This window comes from Curtobacterium sp. MCSS17_007, from assembly GCF_003234175.2.
Lineage (GTDB): Bacteria > Actinomycetota > Actinomycetes > Actinomycetales > Microbacteriaceae > Curtobacterium.
The window spans coordinates 1,051,807-1,075,485 of sequence record NZ_CP126257.1 but is presented as its reverse complement, the minus strand read 5'-3'; the positions used below and the strand labels follow the sequence as shown (position 1 = coordinate 1,075,485).

Below are 23,679 nucleotides of genomic sequence, written 5' to 3'. Positions count from 1 at the left end.
ACGGTCCGCAGACGCCTGTCGCCTCCGCGGGGTGACCGGTGGTCGCGACGGCCGGGAGGCGCGGGACGGGGCCGCGCCGCGCCTGACGACCGGTAGGGGGTCGGGTACGGTACATCGCATGCCCGACAGCGCCTCGCGCGACCTGCAGCGGACCGGGGTCCGAGCGGTCGTCCGGCGCACCTACCACTCGGTGATCCGCCACCGGGTCGTGGACGCCGCGGCATCGCTGACGTTCTTCGCCCTGCTGACGGTGTTCCCGGCGGCGCTCACCGTGGTCTCCGCGTTGTCCGTCGTCGACCGTCAGGGCGACAGCCTGACCGACATCGTCCAGGTGCTCGGGTTCATCGTCCGCCCCGAGACCGCGCAGCACCTCGAGGGACCGCTGCGCCAGCTCCTGACGCTCGACAACCCGTGGGTCGGCTTCTCGATCGGCCTGGTGCTGACACTGTGGTCGCTCTCCGGGTACGCCACGGCGTTCGGCCGGGCGATGAACACCGCGTACGAGGTCGAGGAGGGCCGGCGGATCTGGAAGTTCCGCAGCATGATGCTCCTCGTCACGTTGCTCGTGATGGTCGGCGGCGCGATCGCGATCGTCATCCTGCTCGGCACCCCGACGATCTCGGCCGCGGTCGTCCGGCAGCTCGGGTGGGCGCCGTGGATCGACGACCTGTGGAACGTGGCGAAGTGGCCCGTGCTCGCGGTCGACCTCGTCGTCATGGTCGCCGTGCTGTACTACGCGACCCCGAACGTGAAGACCCCGCAGCTGCGGTGGGTGTCGGCGGGGGCGGCGTTCGCGATCGTGACCTGGGCGCTCGCGACCGTGGGCTTCTCCGTCTACGTCGAGACGATCGGCGGGGGCGGCAACCGGGCATACGGGTGGCTCGGCGGCGGGATCCTGCTGCTCGTCTACCTGTACATCTCGAACTTCGTGCTCGTGGTCGGCGGGGAACTCGACTCCGAAGTGATCCGGATGCGGCAGCTCCTCGCCGGCATCGAGGCGGACGAGGCGATCCGGCTGCCGCTGCGCGACGTCACGCGGAACTTCACGCTCGCCCGGTGGCGGGACCAGGACGTCGCGGCTGCGCACCACGTCCGGATCGCCGCGCAGCGACGCGCGGCGGACCAGGACGACGAACCGGACCCGTCCGAGGAGCACCTGCGCGCGATGTCCCGCCAGGTGCGGGTCGGCGAGCCCCCGATGCCGTAGGGAGCCCCCGTCGGCTCGTCAGCGCTCGCGCGCGACGCGCTCGGCCTCGGCGTTGGAGCTGTGCGCATCGAGCATGGCCTCGGTGACGACCGGGATCGCGCCCGTCGCAAGCTCGATGCCCGACAGCCGCGCCGGCGACAGCACGCGCTGCACCTGGTCCTCGTCCATCAGCCCCGCGGCCGTGACGAGCGTCGCGATCGGCGTCGAGGTCGTCAGCGCGGTGTGCGCGATCGACGCCGCTGCCGCGTAGCCGATGTACGGCGTCAGGGCGGTCACGACGCCGACGTTGGTGTCCACCTGGGCCGCGAGCTTCGCCTCGTTCGCCTCGATCCCCGTCACGCAGTTCACCCGGAGCGTGGCGCACCCGCTCGCCATCCACTGCAGCGACTGCAGGATCGCGTGCGTGATGATCGGTTCGAAGGCGTTGAGCTGCAGCTGCCCGCCCTCGGCTGCCATGGTGACCGTGGTGTCGGCGCCGGCGACGGCGAACGCGATCTGGTTCACGACCTCGGGGATCACCGGGTTGACCTTGCCGGGCATGATCGATGACCCCGCCTGCCGTGCCGGGAGCGAGATCTCGCCGAGCCCGGCCTGCGGCCCCGAGGCGAGCAGCCGGAGGTCGTTGCAGATCTTCGAGAGCTTGGCGGCGCTGCGCTTGACCGTGCCGGACAGGGTCATGAACGCGCCGGCGTCGCTCGTCGCCTCGATGAGGTCGGGCGCGGTGACGATGTCGAGCCCGGTCGCGACCTGGAGCTGCCGACGGACCTCGTCGCGGTACTGCGGGTCGGCGGTGATGCCGGTGCCGATCGCGGTCGCGCCGAGGTTCGTCTCCGCGAGCAGCGGTGAGACCGTGCGGAGCAGGAGGACGTCCTCCTGGATGGTGTGCGCGAAGCCCGTGAACTCCTGCCCGAGGGTCATCGGCACGGCGTCCTGCAGCTGGGTCCGTCCGATCTTCAGCACGTCCTGGAACGCCCGGCCCCGCTCGGCGAAGGCGTCCGACAGTCGCTCGAGCTCGCCGGTGAGCCGCCGCACCCCCAGGATCATCGCGAGCTTGATGCTCGTCGGGTAGGTGTCGTTCGTCGACTGGCTGCGGTTCACGTGGTCGATCGGGTGCAGGTACGCGTAGTCGCCCTTCTCCCGCCCGAGGATCTCGAGGGCCCGGTTCGCGAGCACCTCGTTCGTGTTCATGTTCGTCGACGTGCCCGCGCCGCCCTGCACGATGTCGACGACGAACTGCTCACGGAGGGCACCGTCACGGACCTCCTGCGCCGCCTGGTCGATGGCGTCCGCCCGCTCGGCATCGAGTACCCCGATGGCCTTGTTCGCCCGGGCGGCAGCCTGCTTCACGGTCGCGAGCGCCTCGACGAGGTCCGGGTACACCGCGATCGGCACCGAGGTGATCGGGAAGTTCTCGAGCGCCCGCAGGGTGTTGATGCCCCAGTAGGCGTCGATCGGGACCTCCCGCGATCCCAGGGAGTCGGTCTCGGTGCGCGTTCGTGGTGCTTCGTTGCCGGTCACCCGTCCGAGGCTAGCCCGTCCGGCCGGTCGGGTCCGGGAGCCGGGTGCGCGTGGGCCACATCGATGGAGCAGGTCGCGTCGGGTCCGGTCCGCGGACCCGACGCGACCTGCTCCACGGATCGCGCCACGGCCCAGAACGCGACCGTCAGTGGAACTGCGGGACGATCAGGTAGATGCCGTAGAGCACGGCCAGACCGGAGACGGCGAAGCACGCGACGGCGAGCGCACGGAACGCGCGCACACCCGGCTGGACCGCACCGGGCTGCGGGAAGCCGGCCGTGGCGGGGCCGACGGTGCCGTCGTCCTTCACGGTGTACTTGCCGGCGCGGGTGTCGGCGGCGCTCCAGAGCCGGAGGCCGATCGAGTAGACGAGGACCACGAAGCACGCGGAGACGACCGCCACCACGGCGACGGTGAGGAAGGCCAACCAGTCGATGCCCATCAGCGGCGTCCTCCGTTCCGTCCGGCCATGCGGCGCAGGGTGCGCTCGCGGCTGAGCTCGGCGCGACGCGCCTCGACCTGCGCAGCACGCTTCTTGCGCTGCAGGTCGCGCAGCTCCTTGCGGGTCAGCACCGCGTTCGCGGCGACGTCGACCTCGATCGCCGCGGCCTGCTCGTGCGGCTTGCGGAGCGACCAGAGGTACAGACCGAGGATCACCGCGGCGCCGACGACGGCGTCGATCACGAGACCGCCGACGCCGAGACGGGCGATGCCCGACGCGACCGCACCGACGGCCGCGGCGGCCGGCAGCGTGATGAACCAGGCGATGACGATCTTGCCCGCGGTGGACCACTGGATCTTCGAGCCCCGGCGACCGAGACCGGCGCCGATGATCGACCCCGACGACACCTGTGTGGTCGACAGCGCGAAGCCGAGGTGGCTCGACGCGAGGATGGTGGCCGCGGTCGAGGCCTCGGCGGCGAAGCCCTGCGTCGCGCGGATCTCGGTGATGCCGGAGCCGAGCGTGCGGATGATGCGCCAGCCGCCGGTGTAGGTGCCGAGGGCGATGGCGAGTGCACAGGCGACGACGACCCAGAACTGCACGCCCTGGTCGGCGGACTGCGCGCCGGAGGCGATGAGGGTCAGCGTGATCACGCCCATGGTCTTCTGCGCGTCGTTCGTGCCGTGCGCCAGGGACACCATCGAGCTCGTGAACACCTGGCCGATCCGGAAGCCCCCGCGCTCGTTCGGGAACACCGGACGGCGGGTGACCCGGTACGCGATGCGGGTCGCGAGCAACGAGACGAGCGCGGCGATCACCGGCGACAGGAAGGCCGGGATGATCACGACCGTCAGCAGTGCGGCGTAGTTGACGGAGTCGAACCCCGCACCCACGATCGCGGCGCCGATGAGTCCGCCGAACAGCGCGTGCGAGGACGACGACGGCAGGCCGCGCAGCCACGTGATCATGTTCCACACGACCGCGCCGATCAGGCCCGCGAAGATCATCTCCGGGCTGATCGCGACCCCGCCGGGTCCCTCGTTGATCAGGCCGTGCGAGATCGACGTCGCGACGGCGGTGCTGAGGAACGCACCGACCAGGTTGAGCACCGCGGCGACCGTGACGGCCACCTTGGGCTTCATGGCACCGGTGGCGATCGGCGTCGCCATCGCGTTGGCGGTGTCATGGAATCCGTTTGTGAAGTCGAAGAAGAGGGCCAACGCGATGACCAGGACGACTATGAGTGTGATGTCCACCGCGGGCAAGTGTCCCAGGCCCGACGGCTGAGCACAAACCCTGTCGTTCACCTTCCGTTCACCCGACCTGCGGGGTCGTTCAGGTTCGGAACCATCCCGATGGGAGGATTGCACACATGGACACCGCGGAACTCCTCATCCTGCTGATCGGTTCGCTCGCGGTGACCGGCTTCGCACGCGCCAAGGGCCTGCCCGCCCCGCTGCTCGTCACGGCGGTCGCGCTCGCCGCGTCGTTCCTCCCGGGCCTGCCGGAGATCGAGATCGACTCCGAGGTGATCCTCACCGTGGTGCTGCCGCCGCTCCTCTACTCCGCGGCGCTCGACGTGTCGTGGCAGAGCTTCCGGCAGTCGATCAAGCAGATCCGACGGCTCGGCGTCTTCCTCGTCATCGTCACCGCCCTCGCGGTCGCGGTCGCCGCCTACCTCCTCATCCCGGACATGGACTGGCCCGCCGCGATCCTGCTCGGCGCGGTCGTGGCCCCGCCGGACGCCGTCTCCGCCGCCGCCATCGGCCGGAAGCTCGGGCTCCCCCGCCGCGTGATGACGGTGCTGTCGGGCGAGAGCCTGATCAACGACGCCGCGTCGCTCACGCTCGTGCGCGTCTTCACGCTCATCGCCGCGGGCACCTCGCTGACGATCTGGCAGGACATCGGGATCTTCGGCCTGGCGATCGGCGTCGGGTTCGCGGTCGGCATCGTGCTCGGCGTCGCGGTGCACTGGATCCGGATGCGGATCAACGACCCCGTCGTCGAGACGATCATGAGCATCCTGCTGCCCTTCGTCGCGTACATCCTCGCCGAGGACCTGTCCGGCTCCGGTGTCATCGCCGTCGTCACCGCGGGGCTCTACATCGGCTACAACTCGCCGAAGGAGGGCTACGCCACCCGGCTGCAGGAGCGTCCGCTGTGGACGAGCATCGACGTCATCCTCGAGGGGTTCGTGTTCGCCCTCATCGGGCTGCAGCTGAAGACGGTCGTGCAGAACCTGCTCGAGAGCGACCGGAGCCTGACGCAGACGCTCACCGCGGCGGCCGTCGTCCTGGTCGTCGTCATCCTGGTCCGGCCGCTCTTCGTCTTCGAGTCCTACGTGCGCAACCGGATCAACGGGCGGTGGCTGCGGCCCCTGCGGGTCCGGCTGTCCCGCGGGCACCGCTCGCTGCGGTGGATCCGCGGTTCCGCTGAACCGAAGCTCAACTGGCGGGAGCTCACCGTCATCTCGTGGACCGGCATGCGTGGTGTGGTGACCCTGGCCGCGGCCGTCTCCGTCGTCGGCAACTCGGTCCAGATCAAGGCGCAGGACACCATCTTCGTGATCGCCTTCGTCGTCACCGTCGGCACGCTCCTGCTGCAGGGACTGACCCTGCCCTTCGTGATCCGGGCGCTCAAGGTGCAGGACCCGGCAGAGGGCGAGGAGGACGTCCGCAGCGAGATGCGCCTCAACCAGCGCACCACCGAGGCCGCGATCGCGCTGCTCGAGCGGCGCCGACCGGCGTGGGCCGAGCAGTACGGCGCCGAGGCCTCGGACAGCGTCGTGAACCGGCTGAAGGCGCGTCTCGAGCGGCAGGCCGAGACCTTCCGCCGTGACGCCGAGGAAGAGGAGGTCGAGGACCGCGACGCTCCCCTCCGTCTCCGCGGTGCGCAGATCCAGGACATCCGACGCGAGCTGCTCGACCGGCGCCGCGAGATCGTGCTCGAGGAGCGCGAGAAGGGCAACCTCGACGAGGAGGTCATGCGCCGTGTGCTCGTGACCCTCGACGCCGAGGAGCTCGCGATGGACTCGGCCCAGGCGTCCCGCAGCCGGTCCTGACCCTCCCGCTCACGGGGCGCGGTGAGCACGCCCGGCGTAACGTGACGCTCCGACCAGCAGAAGGAGCAGAGCGCCGAGTGAGCGAGCCGCGGAACGACGTCCCCAGGAAGAGCGACCTCCCCGACCGTGACGGAGCGCCGCGGTCGTCCGCGCCGAAGCCCCGGCAGACCCGTCCGTCCACGCGAGGCGGTTCGCGGCCACGTCGCGGTGCCCCCGTCGCCGGCAGCCGCAGCGCCGGCAGCCGGTCCGGCCGTGTCCGGCAGGCACCGGTCCCCGAGCCGCAGCGGATCAGCCGCTACCGGCGCTGGTACGGCACACTGCACCCCTCACTGCAGCTCATCGGACTGCAGCTCTGGATGCCGCTGTTCTTCATCGTCGGCTTCTGCCTCTGCTACGTCTTCGCCTTCCACGCCCCGCACCCGCACGACGTCCCCGTGGCGCTGGTCGGCAGCGACCCGACGTTGGTCGCGGCGGTCGACAAGGCCCTGCCGGGCGAGTACGTCTTCCACACCTACGACTCGCTCGCCCGGGCGAAGCAGGACGTCCTGGCCGGAACGATGGCCGTGGCGTACGACCCCTCGGCGAACGAGGTCTTCAAGGCGAGCGCCCACCAGTTCCAGGTCGCGTCGCTCGTCCCCGCGACGCTCAGCTCCGTGCTCACCGGCATCGGCGTCGCCGCCCCGACCGTCACCGAACTCGCACCGCTGCCCGCGTACGACGAGTACGGCACCGTCGCGATGTACGTCATGCTCGCGTGGTGCATCGGCGGCTACATGGTCGCGATGTTCATCGGCATCATGGGCGGACCGCTCCGGCACCGCACCCGCATGACGGTGATCGTGGTCGGCGGGCTCGTCATCTCCCTCGTCACGAACACCCTGGCCGGGCCCGTCGTCGGCGCGATCCGGGGCCACTGGGTGGAACTCGTCCTCATCGCGTGGGGGTGGATCGTCGCGATCGGCCTCGCCGTCAACGGCCTGAGCTACTTCGTCGGCCGGTTCATCGCCGCACCGGCGATGATCTGCTTCGTCTTCCTGTCGATGCCGTCGTCCGGGGGTGCCTACCCGAAGTGGTTCATGCCGGAGCCGTTCGCGTGGCTCAACCACGTGGTGGTCGGGTCGAGCATGGTCGACATGATCAAGCACGAGGTCTACGGCGTCGGCCCGGGGTTCGGCCGCGGGCTCGTGACGATGGCCTGCTACGCCGCGGCCGGGCTCGTGCTCATGTTCTTCGGCAAGCAGTGGTGGGAACGACGGCGCATCCGGGCGATCGTCACGGGTCGGACCACCATGTTCCAGGACGCGCAGAACGCCAACCGCGAGTTCCTCGGCAAGGAGCGCGACGCCGAGCTTGAGCGCCACGGCCTGACCTCGACCGAGACCGGCACGCTGAGCGTCCTGCGCGACGACGACTGGGAGGACGACCGCGTCTCCGGCGACGTCTTCACCGGTGGTCGCGACGGGCTCGAGCAGGAGCCCACCCCGACGGGGCGCATCCCGGTGGTGCGGCAGGCGGACCGATCAGCGCCGGGCCGACCGGGAGGCACGGGCAACGGACCGCGCACCCGTCCCGTCCCCCGCGTGGACGCCTCCGGTCGTCGTCCCGCCCCGGACGGGTCGCGTCCGTCGCGCCCCGCGCCGACCGAGGAGCGACCGCACGGACGGCACGCGGAGCGCTGACCCCGCACCCGAGCGCGGGACGTGCATTCCGTCGGGCCGGGGTGCGTGCCGCGCGTATCCTGTTCCGCATGCACCCGCGCACCACCTGGCACCGCGTCCTCGTCACCCTCGTCGTCGCGTTCCTCGTGCTCGCGGCCGTCCTGTACGCCGCCAGCGTCCTCCTCGCACCGTCCGACGGTCGGAACACCGCGGGCCTCTTCGTCGGGTGGGCGATGTTCGCCGTCGTCGGCGCGATCGTCGCGGGCATCGTCGACTTCTTCGTGCGCCCGCTCGGCGGTCGCAGCGGGGACGCCGACGTCCTCGCCGCCGCCGAGGAGGCCCGCACCGGCAGCACCCGCACGCAGCAGGACCGCAGCGCCAGCACCCGCTGACGGCCCGCCGCTAGACGCCCCTGCCGGAGAACCCGGCGACGGTCGCGTTGTCCTCCGAGAACGTGAACCGTGCCGACACCGCTCCCCCGCGGAGCACGCCGGGCAACCAGTAGCGCGCGTCGTCCCACATCGCGTCGTAGGGGACGGCGTCGACCGGGATCCACCGGGGCTCGAGCTCGTCGCCGCCCGAGGGGTCTCCCTGCCAGCGGCGGCAGACGAAGACGTCCGAGACCTGCGACCAGGACGGTCGGAACGGGAACCGGTAGTCCAACGTGCCACGGGCCTCCAGGTCGGACGCCTCGAGACGGAGGCCGACCTCCTCGGCGACCTCGCGCACCGCGGCGGCCTCGGACGACTCCCCGGGTTCCCGCTTGCCGCCCGGACCGACGAGCCGTCCCGTGCCGAGGCCGCGGCGCTTCTCGCCGAGCAGCACCTCGGGGCCGCCGGCGCCGTCGCGGAGCAGGTAGACGACCACGACCGGGGCGTGCTGGGACTTCGTCTCGTCGCGTTCCGTCACGGTCCCCAGTCTGGCGGACGTGTCCGGTGAGCACCCGACGCTGGCGTACGCTCTCCTCATGGCAGGCGTGCTGCGGGGGCACCATGGCTGAGCCCCGCAGGACCGGGCGCAGCCTCGAAGTGCTGCGCGCCGAGGCCGCCGAGGAGATCTCGATGATCGTCGAGCACCGCAGTCGTGCGGGTGAGGACCCGTGGGAGTTCATGCCGACGCTGCCGAGCGTCGACGAGCAGGTCGTGCTCATCCTGCGCGCCGACGCCGTCGAGCTCGACGCGACGATCAGCCAGCGGAGCGCGCACTGGGCCGGTCACCCGGCGTCCGGACAGGGCACCGAGCTCGGCGAGGAGTACCACCGTCTCCGCCGCATCGCCCTGCAGCACCCGGAGCTGACGCCCGCGGTGTGGAAGCTCATGGGTGCGCTGCCCGGCCGCGACCGCCCCTGACCGGTCGGCACTGCGGTTGGATGGGGACATGACCGACACCGTCCTCGCCGTCCTCAACCAGCCCTCCCGCGACGCCGCCCCGCACGACCCGTCGGCCGACGCCTACACGTGGGCGAAGCCGCTCGAGGAGCACCTCCAGGTGCAGGACCTCGGGGCGATCCGGGGCGACGGCGTGTTCGAGACGATCACGGTCGTCGACGGCCGTCCACAGGCACTCGAGCCGCACCTGGCCCGGTTCACCCGGTCGGCGGCGATGCTCGACCTGCCGGCCCCGGACCTCGACGCGTGGCGACGCGCGATCGAGGCGGTGTGCGCCCGGCTCGACCCCGTCCACGAGGCGTTCGCGAAGACCGTGATGACCCGCGGCGTCGAGGGCAGCGGTCGCCCGACCGGGTGGGTGTACGCAGCGCCGTCGGGCGACCAGACCACCGCGCGCACCGAGGGCATCTCGGTCGTGACGCTCGACCGCGGCTACCGGCACGACGTGGAGCGGACCTCGCCGTGGCTGCTGCAGGGTGCGAAGACGCTGTCGTACGCGGTGAACATGGCCGCACTCCGCGAGGCCGAGCGCCGCGGTGCCGACGACGCGCTCTTCGTGTCGACCGACGGGTACGTGCTCGAGGGCACGCGCGCGAACCTCGTCATGTCCGTCGACGGTCGGTTCGTGACACCGCGCACCGACATCGGCATCCTGGCCGGCACGACGCAGGCCGACGTGTTCCGCTTCGCCGAGGGTGCGGGCATCGCGACGTCGTACGAGCTCGTCACGCTCGCCGACCTCGAGGCCGCCGACGCCCTGTGGCTGCTCTCGAGCGTCCGCCAGGCGGCACCGATCCGGTCGGTGAACGGCGTCACCCGTCCGATGGACCTCGAGATGACGACCCGCATCAACGACTTCCTGCTGTCCCGCGACGCCTGACGCCCGGCGCGCGCCTTCCGCAGGACGCAACGACGGCGGTTGCTCGCAGCGGTACCGCGCTGCGAGCAACCGCCGAGGTCGCGTCTTGCGAGTGGGGAGGGGACGGACGGGAGGCGCGGGGCGGAGCCGTCACGGGCCTCCCCACCGGCACGCCCGGCCTGCCGCTGGCGCGTCACGCCGGGACCGGCGGCGTGGGCCCGATCCGTCAGCCGGTCACCAGCGCGGGGTGGTCACGCCCGTCCCGTCGGCCCACTCGTACACCGGGGCGCCCTCGATCCAGACGCGCCTCGCGCGGCTGGTCGCGGCGAGCGGGTCGCCGTCCCAGAGCACCAGGTCCGCGTCGAAGCCCGGGGCGATGCGGCCCACCCGGTCCCCGAACCCCAGGAAGTCCGCCGGGTTGGTGGTGAGGGCCTCGAGCGCGGTCTGCCACGGGAGGCCCTCCTTCACGGCGGCCGTGGCCTGGTCGACGAGCATGTTGATCGGCACCACCGGCGCGTCCGTCGTGATGGCGACACGCACCCCGGCGGCGGCGAGCTTCGCGAGGTTGGGGATGCCGCGGTCGCGGAGCTCGACCTTCGAGCGGCTCGTGAACAGCGGACCGTAGATGACCGGGACGTCCCGCTCGGCGAGCACGTCGGCGATCTTGTGCGCCTCGGTGCCGTGGTTGACCACGAGCCGGTAGCCGAACTCCTCCGCCAGGCGCAGCGCGGTCGCGATGTCGTCGTGCCGGTGGGTGTGCTGGTCCCAGGCGAGCTCGCCGTCGAGCACCCGGACGAGGGTCTCCTTCGTCAGGTCGCGGGTGAACGGATCCCCCTTCGCAGCCGCAGCATCACGGGCGGCACGGTAGTCCTGCGCGGCGACGAATGCCTCGCGGATGACCTTCGCGACGCCGAGCCGCGTCGACGGGGTCCTCCCCTTCTCGCCGTACACGCGCTTCGGGTTCTCGCCGAGGGCGCTCTTCACGCTGACCGCGTCCGAGATGAGCTGCTCATCGATCGTCCGGCCGCCCCACGTCTTGATCGCGACGGTCTGTCCGCCGATCGGGTTCCCCGAGCCCGGCTTCACGACGATGCTCGTGATGCCGCCGGACAGCGCGTCGCGGAAGCCCTCGTCGTCGATGTCGACGGCGTCGATCGCGCGCACCGCCGCGGTGTTCGGGTCGGTCATCTCGTTCGTGTCGTTGCCCGCCCAGCCGTTCGCCTCCTCGTGGATGCCGACGTGCCCGTGCGACTCGACGAACCCGGGGACGAGCCAGGCCCCCGCCGCATCGACGACGGGCAGCCCGGCAGGCGGCGTGACGTCCGGTCCGACGGCGGTGATCCGGCCCTCCTCCACCACGACGGCGCCGCCGTCGAACTGCGGGGCGGAGACGGGGACGACGTGGGCACCCGTGACGACGAAGGAGTTGCGCATGCCACCACGCTACGACGCGGCGGCGGAGCCCGTGCGGGACGGCGTCGAGGCCCGTGCGCATAGGGTGGCGGGGTGAGCAGCGAGCACGTCCAGGCCACCCCGCCGACCGCCGCCAAGCGGCCCGTCACGCGGACCCACCACGGCATCGACTTCGTCGACGACTACGAGTGGCTGCGGGACAAGGAGTCGCCCGACACCCTCGCGTACCTCGAGGCCGAGAACGCGTACACCGAGGCGCAGACCGACCACCTCGCCGGGTTGCGTGACCGCATCTTCGCCGAGGTGAAGAACCGCGTGCAGGAGACGGACCTCTCGGTGCCGGTGCGCATGGGCGACTGGTGGTACTTCACCCGCACGGCCGAGGGCAGCCAGTACGGTGTGCACTGCCGTGCCCCGATCGCCGGCCCGGACGACTGGACCCCGCCCGCGGTGGACGAGGGCGCCTCGACGCTCCCGGGCGAGCAGGTCGTCCTCGACGGCAACGCGCTGGCCGAGGGACACGACTTCTTCTCGCTCGGCAGCTACGACATCAGTGACGACGGCACGCGACTCGTCTACGGCGTCGACGTCGAGGGCGACGAGCGCTACACCCTGCACGTGCGGGACCTGGAGACCGGGAGGGACCTCGGGGACGAGATCCCGAACACCGGCTCGGGAGCGACCTTCGACCCGTCCGGCCGTTTCGTGTTCTACCCGACGGTCGACGAGTCGTGGCGCCCCGACCGCATCTGGCGCCACACCGTCGGCACCGCCGCGTCCGACGACGTCGTCGTGTTCACGGAACCGGACGACCGCTACTGGGTCGGCGTCGGCGTCACCCGCTCGTCGCAGTACATCGTCATCGAGCTCGGGTCGAAGATCACCTCCGAGGCCCTGGTGCTCGACGCGGCCGACCCGACCGGCGAGTTCCGGGTCGTGTGGCCGCGGCGGGAGGGCGTCGAGTACGAGATCGAGCACGCCATCGTCGGCGGCAGCGACCGGTTCCTGGTCCTGCACAACGACGGTGCGGAGAACTTCGAGCTCGTCGACGTGCCGGCAGACGACCCGACCTCGGAGTCCGACCGGCGCGTCGTCGTCGCACACCACCCCGAGCGCCGCATCGAGTCGGTGGACGCCTTCGCCGGGCACCTGGCGCTCGAGTACCGCTCCGAGGCGCTCCCCCGCGTCGCGATCGTCCCCATCGAGGGCGACGGGTACGGGGACGCCCACGAGGTCCCGTTCGACGAGGCGCTCTTCTCGGCCGGTCTCGGCGGGAACCCGGAGTGGGACCAGCCGACGCTGCGCATCGGCTACACGTCCTTCGTCACGCCGTCCGAGGTGAGCGACCTCGACCTGGCCTCGGGCGAGGTGACCGTGCTCAAGCGGCAGCCGGTGCTCGGCGGCTACGACCCGGCCGACTACGTGCAGGAGCGGGACTGGGCGACCGCGCCGGACGGCACCGAGGTGCCGATCTCGCTCGTCTGGCGCCGGGACGCCGTCGACGCCGACGCACCCGCGCCGCTGCACCTGTACGGGTACGGCTCCTACGAGCACTCGATCGACCCGGGCTTCAGCGTCATGCGCCTGTCGATGCTCGACCGCGGCGTCGTCTTCGCGGTCGCGCACGTGCGCGGCGGCGGCGAGCTCGGGCGCCACTGGTACGAGGACGGCAAGACGCTCACCAAGAAGAACACCTTCACCGACTTCGTCGCCGTCGCCGAGCACCTGATCGACACGGGTCGCACGAGCGCCGACCGGCTCGTGGCCGAGGGTGGCAGCGCGGGCGGCCTGCTCATGGGCGCCGTGGCGAACCTCGCGCCGGAACGGTTCGCCGGCATCCTGGCGGCGGTGCCGTTCGTCGACGCGCTGACGAGCATCCTCGACCCCGACCTGCCGCTCACCGTCATCGAGTGGGACGAGTGGGGTGACCCGCTGCACGACCCCGAGGTCTACCGGTACATGAGCGAGTACTCGCCGTACGAGAACGTGCGCGACGACGTGCAGTACCCGCGGATCCTCGCCGTGACGTCGATCAACGACACCCGTGTGCTCTACGTCGAGCCGGCCAAGTGGACCGCGAGGCTCCGCGAGGTCGGGGCGTCGGTGCTGCTGAAGACCGAGATGGCGGCGGGGCACGGCGGCGTCAGCGGCCGGTACGACTCCTGGAAGGAGCGGGCCTTCGAGCTCGCGTGGTTGCTCGAGGTGCTCGGTCTCGCCGACGTCAACCCGGCAGCTGCGTCCGCGGAGCCGATCGCGGCCGGCTGACCCGTCGGACCGACTGCGCGGACACCCCGCGGGCGCGCTAGACGCGGTTGAGCGCGTGCACGGCCTGGTCGTAGGACTCCTCGGCGAGCCGCACGCGGTCCCCCGCGAGCACGCCGTACCCGAACGTGCCCTCGCCGCCGCGCTCCGCGATCCCCGAGTGCACCCGCAGCACGTCGAGCGCGTGCAGCGACCGAACCCGCTCCGTGAGCACGTCCGCCGCGTCACCGATGCGCTTCCACAGCGCGTGCGGGAACGCGTCGTCGCCGAGCACGTCCATCGCCGCCCGGGCCCGCGACGCAGCGCGCCAGGCCGCTTCGGTGGCGGCACGGTCGGCGGCTTCCCGGTCGACGAGACCGACGCTCTCGTCATCGTCCCCGACGGCGCTGCGGACGAGCTCGCGCACGCGCGGCTTCTCGATCGCCGAGACGTCCTGGGCGACCTGCTTCGGCGAGCGGAGCGCCCACTCCGTCGGGGCCGGACGCTCGACGGCGTCGTCGAGGGCGTCGAGCAGCTCGAGGTACGGCTCCGAGTGGAGGAAGGCCGTGACTTCCCCCACGGCGACGGAGCGCCGCTCACGGGTCGCCGCGAGGATTCGCTCGCGCGTCATCGCGTCGACGAGCAGGTCCTGTGCGGGCGTCGACGCGTGCGGCAGCCGCTCCACCAGGTAGTCGGCCAGGGCGGCACGGGCCGTGACGGCCGCCAGGGCGTCCGCTGCCTCGGCGGCGCGGTCGGCGGCGGCGGTCGCGGCGAAGCCCGGCCGGTACGACCCGAGCACGGCGGCGATGTCGAGGGCGGTCCGGGCCGTCTCGCGCAGGTCGGCGTCCTCACCGGAACGGAGGCGCGCCTCCTGTCCGAGCAGCGCCGTGCGCAGCTTGCGCAGACGCTTCGTCAGTGCGCGGGCAGCCGTGCCCTTCTCGGCCTTCTCGGTGGTGACGAGGCGTGCGGCGGGAGCGCCCTCGAGGCCCCGGGCGAGCTTCGACGAGACCGCGGCCGGAGCGGCCCCGATCGCGGCGAAGCGCCCGTCGAGCGAGGCGAAGAGCTCGTGCGCGACCTGCTCGTCGACGTCGCCGACCGTCTCCACCTCGACCTCGCGCCAAGTGCGCGGGGTCGACGGGGCCCGGTCGTCGAGGCGTCGCGCGACCACGCGGTCGTCGGCGAGCTCGGCGACCTGGTCGTCGTCCTCGTCGAGCAGACGGGTGACGGTGCGCGTCGTGGCGATGTGCACGACGGGCCGGAGTCCGCGGCCCCGGCGCTCGGTGAACAGCGCGGCGAGGACCGCGTCCGGAACGGTGTCGGCGTCCTCCGTCAGCGGGAAGTGCTGCTCGTGCCGGACGGTGTCCGACGCGGCGCGCTTGATGTGCCAGCCGGCGTCCGGACCGCCGGTGCGCCGCCGGACCGTCACGCGGGAGGCCACCAGGTCGTAGCGCTCGGTGTCCCAGTAGGTGGCGTCGAGGACGAACGGCTCCTGGTGCTCGGTGCGGGCGATGGCGCCGACGCCGACGAGGTCCGGCAGGTCGTCGCCCTCGGGCATGTCGTACGTGCGCTCGATCTCGAGGTGGGTGTCCGTCACGCGGTCCTGTCTACCAGGGGTGACGGGTGTTCCCCGAACTCGCCGGGCTAGCCTGTCGACATGAGCGAGACAGTCACCCGCGACGCGTTCGTGCCCGAGGCCGGCGGCGTCACGATGTTCACGACGAGCTGGTGCGGCTACTGTGCCCGGCTGAAGAACCAGATGTCGAAGGCGGGCGTGCCGTACCGCGAGGTCGACATCGAGCAGACCCCCGGCACGGCCGAGCTCGTCGCCGAGGTCAACGGCGGCAACCAGACCGTGCCGACCCTGGTGTTCCCGGACGGCAGCACCGCGACGAACCCGTCGCTGGCCGAGGTGCAGTCGCGCATCTGAGGCCACCGCACCCCTGACGGACGACGCGCCCCGCTGTGACGGGGCGCGTTGTTCGTTCCGGGGTTCGACCAGCGGGGACGTCAGCCCCCGAGCGCCTCGGTGAGCAGCGCCACCATGGCGTCGAGCTGGATGTCGCCCGAGTCGTCGATCTCCTCGTCCGAACCGTCCAGTGCGCGTGCGGCCAGGGAGGCCTTCGAGTCGATGAGCTCGGCGATCTTGGTGTCGATCGTCTGCGCGGCGATGATGCGCCAGGCAGTGACCGGCTCTTCCTGGCCGATGCGGTGCACGCGGTCGATCGCCTGCGTCTGCTCGGCGCTCGTCCAGGACAGCTCGGCGAGCACGACGTTCGACGACACCTGCAGGTTGAGGCCGACGCCCGCCGCGGTGAGCGAGCAGACGATGACCGCGACCTCGGGGTCGTTCACGAACGCGTCGATCTCGGCGGTGCGCTGCGCCGGCGTCTGGTCGCCTCGGACGGTGGCGGTCTTCAGGCCACGGCGGGCGAAGACCTCCTCCGCCTGGTCCATGACGTCGAGGTGCTTGGCGAAGAAGACGACCTTGCCGACGTTCGACGCGAGCTGCGCCGCGTAGTCGGCGGCGAGCTGGGCCTTGGCCCGGCCGATGCGGCGGACCATCGAGAACACGTTCTCGCCGGTCGACGAAGCGTCCTGGTCCTCGAGCTCCCACCGAGCGACCTGGCGGACGAGCTTGTGGTCGATGCCGACGACCGGGTCCTGCCCGGTGCGGGCGTCGAGCGCCTGGTGGTAGCGCCGGACGAGCTTCGCGGTGAGCTCACGCTCGGCGTCGCGGATCGAGCGCCCCTCCTCGCCGTCGAGCTCGACGGGGATGTCGGCGATGCGACGGGCGGGGATGTCCGCCGCCACGTCCACCTTGCGGCGCCGGACGATGCCCTGGTCGATGACGGCCTTGCGTGCCTCGACGAAGAACCCGGGGTCGGCCGGGGTGAGCCCGATGTCCTCGAGCTCGTTCATGAGCTTCGCGCGCGGCTTCTTGTCGTCGATCCAGCCGAGGAACTCCCAGATCGTGCGGAAGTCCTCGACCGAGTTGATCAGCGGGGTACCGGTCAGCGCCATGAACAGCGGCGCGGACACCCGCGAACGGATCTGCTCGGCGAGCTGCAGCACGAACCGGGAGCGCTGCGACTCCTTGTTCTTGATGAAGTGCGCCTCGTCGACGACCATGCCCTTGAAGCCGAAGGATCCGAGCCAGCCGACGTGCCGGTCGAGGATCTCGTAGTTCACGATGACGATGTCGGCGAAGCCGTCCAGGTCGTCCCCGTCACCGTGGATGACCGTCGCGCGGCGGTTCGGCACCCAGCGCTCGGCCTCGCGTGCCCAGTTCGTCTTGACGACGTTGGGCACGACGACGAGCAGCGGGAACGCGTTCGCCGCGTCGGCGGCCAGCAGCGACTGCGCCGTCTTGCCGAGGCCCGGCTCGTCGGCGAGCAGGAACGAGCGGTGCCCCTGCGCAGCGGCAGCGACCAGTTCGGCCTGGTGCTTCATGAGGGTGGTGCCGGACTTCGAGTGCAGCGAGGTCGGCTCCGGCAGCGGCATCGACGCCGCGCCCCCGCCGGCGCCGTACTCGAACGACTTGAAGAGCGGTCCGAACAGCTCCCAGTTCGCCAGGCGGCGCGGGTGTGCGACGGGCTGGTCGGCGAGGGCGAAGTCGGGCGCCAGGAACGGGTTGGCGAGCTGGCGCTGCACGACGGCCTGCGGCACGACCGAGCGCACCGGGGCCTCGACGACCGGGGACGGCTCGGCCGCGATCACGAGGTCCTCGGGCTGCAGCTCCATCCCGCCGGCGATCATCATGTCGCGCTTGACGGTGCGGGTCGCCTCGCTGACCGAGGCCTCCTCGGTCAGCAGCTGGATGACGCTGGTGTCCCGTGCCGCGGTCTTCGCCAGGATCGTCGCGACGCCGTCGAGCCGCTTGAGCTGCTCGGCGCGCTGCGCGTCCGTGAGCTCCGGGTCGGCCTTGACCCTTGCGCGCTCCTCGCGCATGAGCAGGGCGACCGCCTGGAACTTCGACCGGTTCGACGCCTTGAGCGGTCCGCGCTGCGCGGCCGCCTCGACCTCGCGCACGGCGCGGGCGAGCACGGGGATGACGCCGTCGTTGTCGAGCGGGCGGGTGCGACGCGACGCGGTCCGCGTCCCACCGGCTGCTCGCCGGGTGCCTGATCGAGCCAACGCTCCTCCTGTTCCGCCCGATCCGCACGGGCGAGCCGCCGTGGTGGCGGGAAGTCCTCGACCGGCGTCTGGCACGACCCCGGTCCCACGGGCCACCCTGGCCCGCTCGTTCGCCGGTCCCGCCGAGGGACGTCCGGTGGAGTCCCGCGGACCGTTCCGCCGGCTCCCACGGGTGCTCGACACGACGGTCCGCGCCGGGATCCGGCGCCGTCGCACGCACGTGGTGCCCTGTTGGACGCCCACGGACCCGGCCCCCGCGACGGTCAAGCGACCGACTGCCGCGTCCGGATGACGACGCGGCACGCGAGGAAACGGTGCGTGCTGGGTGCAGTTTACTCCCCGACCCCCGACGGCGGCGACTCGACGGGCGCCGCGCGCGTCGCGCCTCCCGACCGGGTCGAGGGGGCGACCTGCCGACGGTCGGCCCGGAGGCACGACGCGACCACGCTGTCCGGCCCGCGCCCGGCGCGGTGCCGCCTCAGACCTGCGGCGCGGAGCGCGGTCGGAGCACGCCGGCCGACGGGACGGTGGGCGACGACGACTCGGCGAGCGCCACCCGCGTGGCCGCCAGGAGCTGCTGCGCGGTCTCGATCCCGTTCGCGGATCCGGTCGTCGCCTGGCCGCCGGCGTGCGCGAGGAGCTGCGCGCCGATGGCCGGACCGATCCGGTCGGCCTCGCCGGGGTTCCGCGCGACCCAGTCACGCGCCACGGCGTCGGCCAGGCGCTCCGCCGCGGCACCCCGCTCGGCGTCCCCGCGGGAGCGGTGCCACAGCCCCGTGACGACGAGGTGCGCGACGACGGCACCGATGTCGCGCACCGGGAAGCCCCAGCCGGCGGTGTCGATGTCGAGGAGCCCCGAGATGCGCCACGGCTCGTCCTCGTCGACGAAGACCTGCTCGAGGTGCAGGTCGCCGTGCACCACCTGCTTCGTCGCCGTGCCCCACCCGATCGAGCGGCGACCGATGGCGTCGTAGAGCTCGTCGATCTCCGCCGCGTCCTGCGGCAGCGCGGTCACGAGCGTACGGCGGTGCCAGTCGGCGTGGTCCATGGCGTCCGCACGGGCCTGCTGGGTCATCGGGACCGACGCGATCCGACCGGTCAGCGCAGCGAGCGAGCCGACGAAGCGCGGGTCGTCGGCGATCTCGGTGATGCGGCTCCCGGCGGGCACACCCCGGATCCGTTCGAGCACGAGCAGCCCGTCACCGCGGCTCGACAGCACGCGTGGCACCGGCAGGCCGGCCGCGACGAACTGCTCGTGCGACTCGACGATCGGCGCGACGCGGTGCGGACGGACGATCTTCAGGAAGACGACGCGTTCGGGGGCATCGACGCGGACCACGGCGCGCTTGCCCGGGCGGTACGCGGCGACGGAGAGGGTCGGGTCGGTGACGGGCATGCCGATGCCCGCGAGCAGCTCGGCCACGGCGTCTCGGTAGGTCACCTGCGGCAGCACCGGGAGCCCGGGGTCGTTCGGGTAGGCCCACACCGACACCGGCTCACCGGTGGTCGGGTCGGTGACGATGGCGCTGTTCTGGTCGTGGGCGCCGCCCGTGTCGACGTAGGTCAGGACGGTGGCGCGCTGCCCGGCCCGGTCGACGGTGTCGACCTCGTAGCCGTACAGGTACCCGTTGCCCGACGGCTCGACCGAGTGGGCGCGTGCGGCCACGACGGAGGTCCCGGAGCCGGCGAAGGCCTGCGGGATGACGCGCTCGTGGTTCGGCCACACGGGAACAGTCAACCGTGCCGGGGCCGTTTCGTCGCCAACGTGCACGGCTCGGCGTGCGGCTCGTGGCTACCGTGGTCGTCGTGAACCCGGTCGCACGCCTCCGCAGTTCGAGCCGCACACCGTTCCTGCAGGTCGTGAAGACCGCGGTCGCGGTGGTCGCCGCCGTCCTGCTGTGCCGCCTGCTCATCGACGGCCCGTTCCCCACCTTCGCCGCGATCGCCGCGCTGCTCGTGGTGCAGCCGAGCATCAACCAGTCCTTCGTGAAGGGCCTGGAGCGCAGCGCCGGTGTGGTGCTCGGAGTGGTGCTGGCGACCGCGTTCCACCTGCTCCTCGGCGACGCCGTGTGGGTCGTGCTCGTCGTCATCGTCCTGGCGATCCTGCTGAGCTGGGCGCTCCGACTCACCCCGACCTCGGCGACGCAGGTCGGCATCAGCGGGATGCTCGTGCTCACCGCCGGGGTGGTGACGCCGAACTACTCGGCCGACCGGATCCTCGAGACCGTCGTCGGCGCGGTCGTCGCGCTCGCGGTGAACGCCGTCATCGTGCCGCCCGTGCTCCTCGAACCGGCCCACCTGGCGGTCGCCCGGCTCGCCCGCGACACCGCCGCGGCCTTCGAGCGGATCGCGATCGGGCTGACCGAAGGGTGGGATGCCGACCGCTGGCACCAGGCACTCCTGCAGGCTCGGGCACTCCGTCAGCAGCACGCCCGTGCCGAGGCATCGCTCACGGCGGCGGGTGAATCGCTGACGATGAACCCGCGGGGCGGGCGGCACCGGACGATCCTGGAGCGGGACACCGCGATCGCCGAGCACCTGCGTGTGCTCGTGACCCGCGTGACCGGCATGACGCGGGCGATCCGGGACAACACGGCGCCCGACCTGCGGGCGGACCCGGTGGTGGGCAGCATCGCGACCGAGGTCGCACGGATCGGCGCGGACGTCCGTGCCCTGAGCGCGCGGGTCGAGGCGACCCGGCTCCACCACTCCGAGAGCGACGGCATCACCGGCGCCGCGGCGGACGACGCCGGGTCGCCGGAACCGGCGCTGACGGCGCCGCTCGAGGTGGTCCGACCGAACTCACGGCACTGGGTGCTCATCGGCGCGCTGCTCGAGGACATCCGACGCGTGCGCGAGGAGCTGCTCGGCGAGGACGACTGACCTGCCGTCAGCCGGTGGCGGCGCGCTCGCGGCTCGTCGTACGGTCCACTCCACCGGGCTCGACGGCGGCCGCCGCCTCGACCGCGGTGAGCACGATGCGGTCCCACAGCGCGGTCGCCGGATCCCCGTGGTCACCAGCCGCGTCCGCGAACCCCTGGATGGTCGCGACGACGCCGTCGGCTCCGGCTTCGTGCGCAGCCCGGCTCGCGACGTCGGGGACGGCGCTGAGCAACTCGGCGACGACACGGTCCCGACGGGCGTCCTCCAGGTCGGCGAGCACGTCGATGCCACGACGTGCCGCGTCGAGTTCGGCGTGCAACCGGGCGATGGCCGGGTGGACGGACGGTTCTGACTGGTCCTGCATGGTGCCCCCTACGGACGCTGCGTCGGGTACGCCTCGTCCGGTGCGGAGCCTAGCAACGAGCACCCCTCGGTACCCATACCCCCCTCCGCGGGACAGGTCGTCCTACCCCTCTCCGGGCGACGTCGACCGATCCGCCCCGCCGAGCAGTCGTGCCAGCCCGCCGAGAGGTCGCTGTGACGAGGTTCAGCGAGTTCCGAGCGGGATCGTGCCCCCGACGGGCGATCCCTGCCACGATGGGCTCCGAGGAGGTCGATCATGCGCCTGTTGGTGGTCGAGGACGACGACGAGATGCGTGCGCTCATGGAGCGTGGACTCGCAGCAGAGGGGTACCGCGTCACCGCGGTCGAGAACGGGGTCGAGGCGCTCATCGCCCTCGGCGACCAGGCCTTCGACCTGGCCGTGGTCGACGTGATGATGCCGGGGATGTCGGGCTTCGAGCTCGCCCGTCGCATCCGCGAGCGCGAGGACCCGGTCCGCATCCTGCTCGTCACGGCACGCGACGCCGTGGACGACCGGGTGTTCGGCCTCGACGCCGGTGCCGACGACTACCTGACCAAGCCGTTCGCCTTCGCCGAGCTGACCGCACGTCTGCGCGCGCTCGGTCGGCGCGAGTCCGCCGCCGGTCAGCGCACGATCGAGGTCGGCGACGTGGCCATCGACTCCGAGGCACGCCGCGTCTCGATCAAGGGCCAGCGCGTGGCGGTCAGCCCGACCGAGTTCGCACTGCTCCGTCTGCTCGCACGCTCGGTCGGCACCGTCGTCGACCGTCCGAAGATCCTCGAGGAGGTCTGGGACGGCTCGCAGCACGTCGACCCGAACGTCGTCGAGCAGTACATCTCGTACCTCCGCAAGAAGCTCACGTCGCACGAGGCGACCGTCGCGATCGCCACGGTCCGGGGCCGCGGCTACCGGCTCGACCTGCTCGGGGCGTGACCGACCCCGCACCGACGCCCGGGAGCGCCCGACGCCGTGGGCTGCCCCGGCCCCTCCGCGTGCTGTCGCTCCGCGCCCGGATCACCATCGGGTCGACCGCCATCGCCGCGGTCGTGATCGTCCTGCTCGTGCTCGTCATGCGCGTCAGCGTGGTCAGCGTCGTCGCCAGCGCCACCCGCACGCTGCTCGACGCCGACGTGGACCCGTACGTGGCGACGCTCGAGGTGGACAGCGACCCCGACCTGTCGGCGCCGGGCAACGCACAGCTCGTCGCGGTCGTGGCGCCGTCCGGGCAGATCCGGCTCTCGACCATGCCACCGCGCGTCGAGCGGGCACTCGGCAGCCTGACGTCGAGACCGGCCGGCACCTCGCTCATCACCGTGTCCGGTTCCGAGTACCGCGTCGTCATCGAACACCCGGTGAACCAGGCCGGACGCTGGACCGTCGTGGCCGCACGCAACTCGCAGGCGGAGGCCATCGTCGTCGACGACCTGACGACGACCCTGTCGCTCACCGGGCTGGCGATCCTCATCGCCTTCGGCATCGCCTCGTGGGCCCTCGCCACTGCGGCGCTCCGGCCGGTCAACCGGATGCGTCGCGAGGCGGAGCGGCTCTCCGTCGCCCCCGAGCGCGCCGAGCTCCCGGTCGGCCCCGCGCAGGACGAGCTCGCGTCGCTCGCGACCACCCTCAACGCGTTCCTCGCCCGGACCCGCCAGGCCACCGAGCGTGAGCGGCAGATGGTGTCGGACGCCAGCCACGAACTGCGGACCCCGCTCGCGATCCTCACGACGCAGCTCGACCTGGCCTCGCTCGACGGTGACGACGCGGCCGCGCTCGCGGCGCACATCGACCGCGCCAAGCGCAGCGTCGCGCGGCTCTCGCGGCTGGCCAACGACCTGCTCACCCTGTCCCGCATCGAAGAGTCCGAACGACACGAGCAGGACGGCGCGCAGGCAACGACCTCGTGGAGCGACCTCGGCGACGAGGTGATGGCCGCCGTCGACCGCGTCCGGCTGATCGCGTCGGCGAAGGACGTCACGGTCGACTTCGACCTCGAGCCGCCGGCTCCGACGACCGTCGGCAGCAGCGTGGGGGGTCGGGACGGCTCGGGGACCGACCCCAGCTCCGGCCGCTCGGCCGAGCCGCACTTCCGCCTCGACACCGGTGGCATCGCCCAGCTCGTCACGAACACCGCGAGCAACGCGGTCGCGGCACTCCCCCGCGGCGGCGGCGTCTTCGTGTCCTGGCGGGTCGAGGGCGACGAGGGCGTCCTCCAGGTCACGGACGACGGCCCCGGGGTGCCCGAGTCGTTCATCCCGGTCGCCTTCGACCGGTTCACCCGGCCCGACGAGGCCCGGACCTCCCGCCGCGACCCCGATCCGGCGACCGGCGGGACACCGATGCCGGGCGGCTCCGGTCTCGGACTCGCGATCGTGCGCGCCATCGCGGAACGGTCGGGAGGCACGGCGTCCCTCCGTAACGTCCGCTCCGGCGGGCTCGAGGTCACCGTCCGCGTCCCCGTGGTGCACGAGCAGGCCGCCGGCTGACCTCCCCGGGCCGTGGCGGGGACACGGAGGC

General features: G+C 72.1%; 20 protein-coding genes. 11 read left to right on the top strand and 9 right to left on the bottom strand.

What is annotated here, in order from left to right:
- The first annotated feature begins 118 nt into the window (after window positions 1-118).
- On the top strand, window positions 119-1,207 hold the full coding sequence (locus DEJ22_RS05030; protein WP_111227521.1) for a YihY/virulence factor BrkB family protein: 1,089 nt from the start codon (window positions 119-121) through the stop codon (window positions 1,205-1,207).
- A gap of 18 nt (window positions 1,208-1,225) precedes the next feature.
- Here DEJ22_RS05030 and DEJ22_RS05025 read toward each other — a convergent pair whose 3' ends face one another.
- The 3 genes from DEJ22_RS05025 to DEJ22_RS05015 all read right to left on the bottom strand — a co-directional run bounded on the left by DEJ22_RS05025 (window position 1,226) and on the right by DEJ22_RS05015 (window position 4,423).
- Window positions 1,226-2,725, bottom strand: a complete 1,500-nt coding sequence (locus tag DEJ22_RS05025) for an aspartate ammonia-lyase (protein ID WP_111227522.1) — start codon at window positions 2,723-2,725, stop codon at window positions 1,226-1,228.
- A gap of 145 nt (window positions 2,726-2,870) precedes the next feature.
- Window positions 2,871-3,167 (bottom strand): hypothetical protein, encoded by a 297-nt coding sequence (locus DEJ22_RS05020; protein ID WP_181430865.1) that lies wholly within the window; start codon window positions 3,165-3,167, stop codon window positions 2,871-2,873.
- Complete coding sequence (locus DEJ22_RS05015) at window positions 3,167-4,423, bottom strand: inorganic phosphate transporter (RefSeq protein ID WP_111227631.1); 1,257 nt, start codon at window positions 4,421-4,423, stop codon at window positions 3,167-3,169. The genes DEJ22_RS05020 and DEJ22_RS05015 overlap by 1 nt, the downstream gene beginning before the upstream one ends.
- Window positions 4,424-4,539: 116 nt before the next feature.
- Between DEJ22_RS05015 and DEJ22_RS05010 the strand changes: the two genes are divergently transcribed.
- The 3 genes from DEJ22_RS05010 (at window position 4,540) to DEJ22_RS05000 (ending at window position 8,278) form a co-directional block, all read left to right on the top strand.
- The gene (locus DEJ22_RS05010) at window positions 4,540-6,228 is read left to right on the top strand and encodes a cation:proton antiporter (protein ID WP_111227523.1); all 1,689 of its coding nucleotides are present in this window, start codon (window positions 4,540-4,542) and stop codon (window positions 6,226-6,228) included.
- A 77-nt stretch (window positions 6,229-6,305) separates the two neighbouring features.
- Complete coding sequence (locus DEJ22_RS05005) at window positions 6,306-7,907, top strand: ABC transporter permease (protein ID WP_111227524.1); 1,602 nt, start codon at window positions 6,306-6,308, stop codon at window positions 7,905-7,907.
- Window positions 7,908-7,975: 68 nt separating this feature from the next.
- Window positions 7,976-8,278: a hypothetical protein gene (locus DEJ22_RS05000; RefSeq protein ID WP_146241774.1), complete on the top strand. Its 303-nt coding sequence runs from the start codon at window positions 7,976-7,978 to the stop codon at window positions 8,276-8,278.
- Window positions 8,279-8,288: 10 nt separating this feature from the next.
- Here DEJ22_RS05000 and DEJ22_RS04995 read toward each other — a convergent pair whose 3' ends face one another.
- Complete coding sequence (locus DEJ22_RS04995) at window positions 8,289-8,795, bottom strand: 8-oxo-dGTP diphosphatase (protein WP_181430866.1); 507 nt, start codon at window positions 8,793-8,795, stop codon at window positions 8,289-8,291.
- A gap of 83 nt (window positions 8,796-8,878) precedes the next feature.
- On the opposite strand from DEJ22_RS04995, the gene DEJ22_RS04990 reads away from it, so the two are divergent.
- On the top strand, window positions 8,879-9,235 hold the full coding sequence (locus DEJ22_RS04990; RefSeq protein WP_111227527.1) for a tryptophan synthase subunit alpha: 357 nt from the start codon (window positions 8,879-8,881) through the stop codon (window positions 9,233-9,235).
- 28 nt (window positions 9,236-9,263) lie between these two features.
- The gene (locus DEJ22_RS04985) at window positions 9,264-10,154 is read left to right on the top strand and encodes an aminodeoxychorismate lyase (protein ID WP_111227528.1); all 891 of its coding nucleotides are present in this window, start codon (window positions 9,264-9,266) and stop codon (window positions 10,152-10,154) included.
- A 213-nt stretch (window positions 10,155-10,367) separates the two neighbouring features.
- On the opposite strand, the gene DEJ22_RS04980 is transcribed toward DEJ22_RS04985, so the two are convergent.
- On the bottom strand, window positions 10,368-11,567 hold the full coding sequence (locus tag DEJ22_RS04980; protein WP_111227529.1) for an amidohydrolase: 1,200 nt from the start codon (window positions 11,565-11,567) through the stop codon (window positions 10,368-10,370).
- A gap of 72 nt (window positions 11,568-11,639) precedes the next feature.
- On the opposite strand from DEJ22_RS04980, the gene DEJ22_RS04975 reads away from it, so the two are divergent.
- Entirely contained in the window at window positions 11,640-13,811 is a 2,172-nt protein-coding gene (locus DEJ22_RS04975; protein WP_111227530.1) for a S9 family peptidase, read from the top strand.
- A 37-nt stretch (window positions 13,812-13,848) separates the two neighbouring features.
- Here DEJ22_RS04975 and DEJ22_RS04970 read toward each other — a convergent pair whose 3' ends face one another.
- Window positions 13,849-15,381, bottom strand: coding sequence for a CYTH domain-containing protein (locus tag DEJ22_RS04970; RefSeq protein WP_111227531.1), 1,533 nt, complete (start codon window positions 15,379-15,381; stop codon window positions 13,849-13,851).
- Window positions 15,382-15,441: 60 nt separating this feature from the next.
- Between DEJ22_RS04970 and DEJ22_RS04965 the strand changes: the two genes are divergently transcribed.
- Window positions 15,442-15,714, top strand: coding sequence for a mycoredoxin (locus DEJ22_RS04965; protein WP_111227532.1), 273 nt, complete (start codon window positions 15,442-15,444; stop codon window positions 15,712-15,714).
- An 80-nt stretch (window positions 15,715-15,794) separates the two neighbouring features.
- Here the strand turns inward: DEJ22_RS04965 and DEJ22_RS04960 are convergent, their stop codons facing one another.
- Both DEJ22_RS04960 and DEJ22_RS04955 read right to left on the bottom strand, forming a co-directional pair.
- On the bottom strand, window positions 15,795-17,921 hold the full coding sequence (locus DEJ22_RS04960) for a DEAD/DEAH box helicase (protein ID WP_181430868.1): 2,127 nt from the start codon (window positions 17,919-17,921) through the stop codon (window positions 15,795-15,797).
- Window positions 17,922-18,399: 478 nt separating this feature from the next.
- Window positions 18,400-19,647: a phosphotransferase enzyme family protein gene (locus DEJ22_RS04955; protein WP_111227533.1), complete on the bottom strand. Its 1,248-nt coding sequence runs from the start codon at window positions 19,645-19,647 to the stop codon at window positions 18,400-18,402.
- 80 nt (window positions 19,648-19,727) lie between these two features.
- Here DEJ22_RS04955 and DEJ22_RS04950 point away from each other — a divergent pair, with 80 nt between their 5' ends.
- On the top strand, window positions 19,728-20,804 hold the full coding sequence (locus tag DEJ22_RS04950; protein WP_111227633.1) for an FUSC family protein: 1,077 nt from the start codon (window positions 19,728-19,730) through the stop codon (window positions 20,802-20,804).
- Window positions 20,805-20,811: 7 nt separating this feature from the next.
- Here DEJ22_RS04950 and DEJ22_RS04945 read toward each other — a convergent pair whose 3' ends face one another.
- Entirely contained in the window at window positions 20,812-21,168 is a 357-nt protein-coding gene (locus tag DEJ22_RS04945) for a hypothetical protein (protein WP_111227534.1), read from the bottom strand.
- Window positions 21,169-21,423: 255 nt separating this feature from the next.
- Here DEJ22_RS04945 and DEJ22_RS04940 point away from each other — a divergent pair, with 255 nt between their 5' ends.
- Entirely contained in the window at window positions 21,424-22,101 is a 678-nt protein-coding gene (locus tag DEJ22_RS04940) for a response regulator transcription factor (protein ID WP_111227535.1), read from the top strand.
- Window positions 22,098-23,648, top strand: coding sequence for a sensor histidine kinase (locus DEJ22_RS04935; RefSeq protein WP_111227536.1), 1,551 nt, complete (start codon window positions 22,098-22,100; stop codon window positions 23,646-23,648). Before DEJ22_RS04940 ends, DEJ22_RS04935 begins: the two co-directional genes overlap by 4 nt.
- The last annotated feature ends 31 nt before the right edge of the window (window positions 23,649-23,679 follow it).

What these genes read in the sequence shown, in the direction of transcription:
- DEJ22_RS05030 (WP_111227521.1), top strand. Translation starts at nt 119, where the DNA reads ATGCCCGACAGCGCCTCGCGCGACCTGCAGCGGACCGGGGTCCGAGCG.
- DEJ22_RS05020 (WP_181430865.1), bottom strand. Translation starts at nt 3,167, where the DNA reads ATGGGCATCGACTGGTTGGCCTTCCTCACCGTCGCCGTGGTGGCGGTC.
- DEJ22_RS05010 (WP_111227523.1), top strand. Translation starts at nt 4,540, where the DNA reads ATGGACACCGCGGAACTCCTCATCCTGCTGATCGGTTCGCTCGCGGTG.
- DEJ22_RS04940 (WP_111227535.1), top strand. Translation starts at nt 21,424, where the DNA reads ATGCGCCTGTTGGTGGTCGAGGACGACGACGAGATGCGTGCGCTCATG.
- DEJ22_RS04945 (WP_111227534.1), bottom strand. Translation starts at nt 21,168, where the DNA reads ATGCAGGACCAGTCAGAACCGTCCGTCCACCCGGCCATCGCCCGGTTG.
- DEJ22_RS04965 (WP_111227532.1), top strand. Translation starts at nt 15,442, where the DNA reads ATGAGCGAGACAGTCACCCGCGACGCGTTCGTGCCCGAGGCCGGCGGC.
- DEJ22_RS04985 (WP_111227528.1), top strand. Translation starts at nt 9,264, where the DNA reads ATGACCGACACCGTCCTCGCCGTCCTCAACCAGCCCTCCCGCGACGCC.
- DEJ22_RS05000 (WP_146241774.1), top strand. Translation starts at nt 7,976, where the DNA reads ATGCACCCGCGCACCACCTGGCACCGCGTCCTCGTCACCCTCGTCGTC.
- DEJ22_RS04980 (WP_111227529.1), bottom strand. Translation starts at nt 11,567, where the DNA reads ATGCGCAACTCCTTCGTCGTCACGGGTGCCCACGTCGTCCCCGTCTCC.
- DEJ22_RS04990 (WP_111227527.1), top strand. Translation starts at nt 8,879, where the DNA reads ATGGCTGAGCCCCGCAGGACCGGGCGCAGCCTCGAAGTGCTGCGCGCC.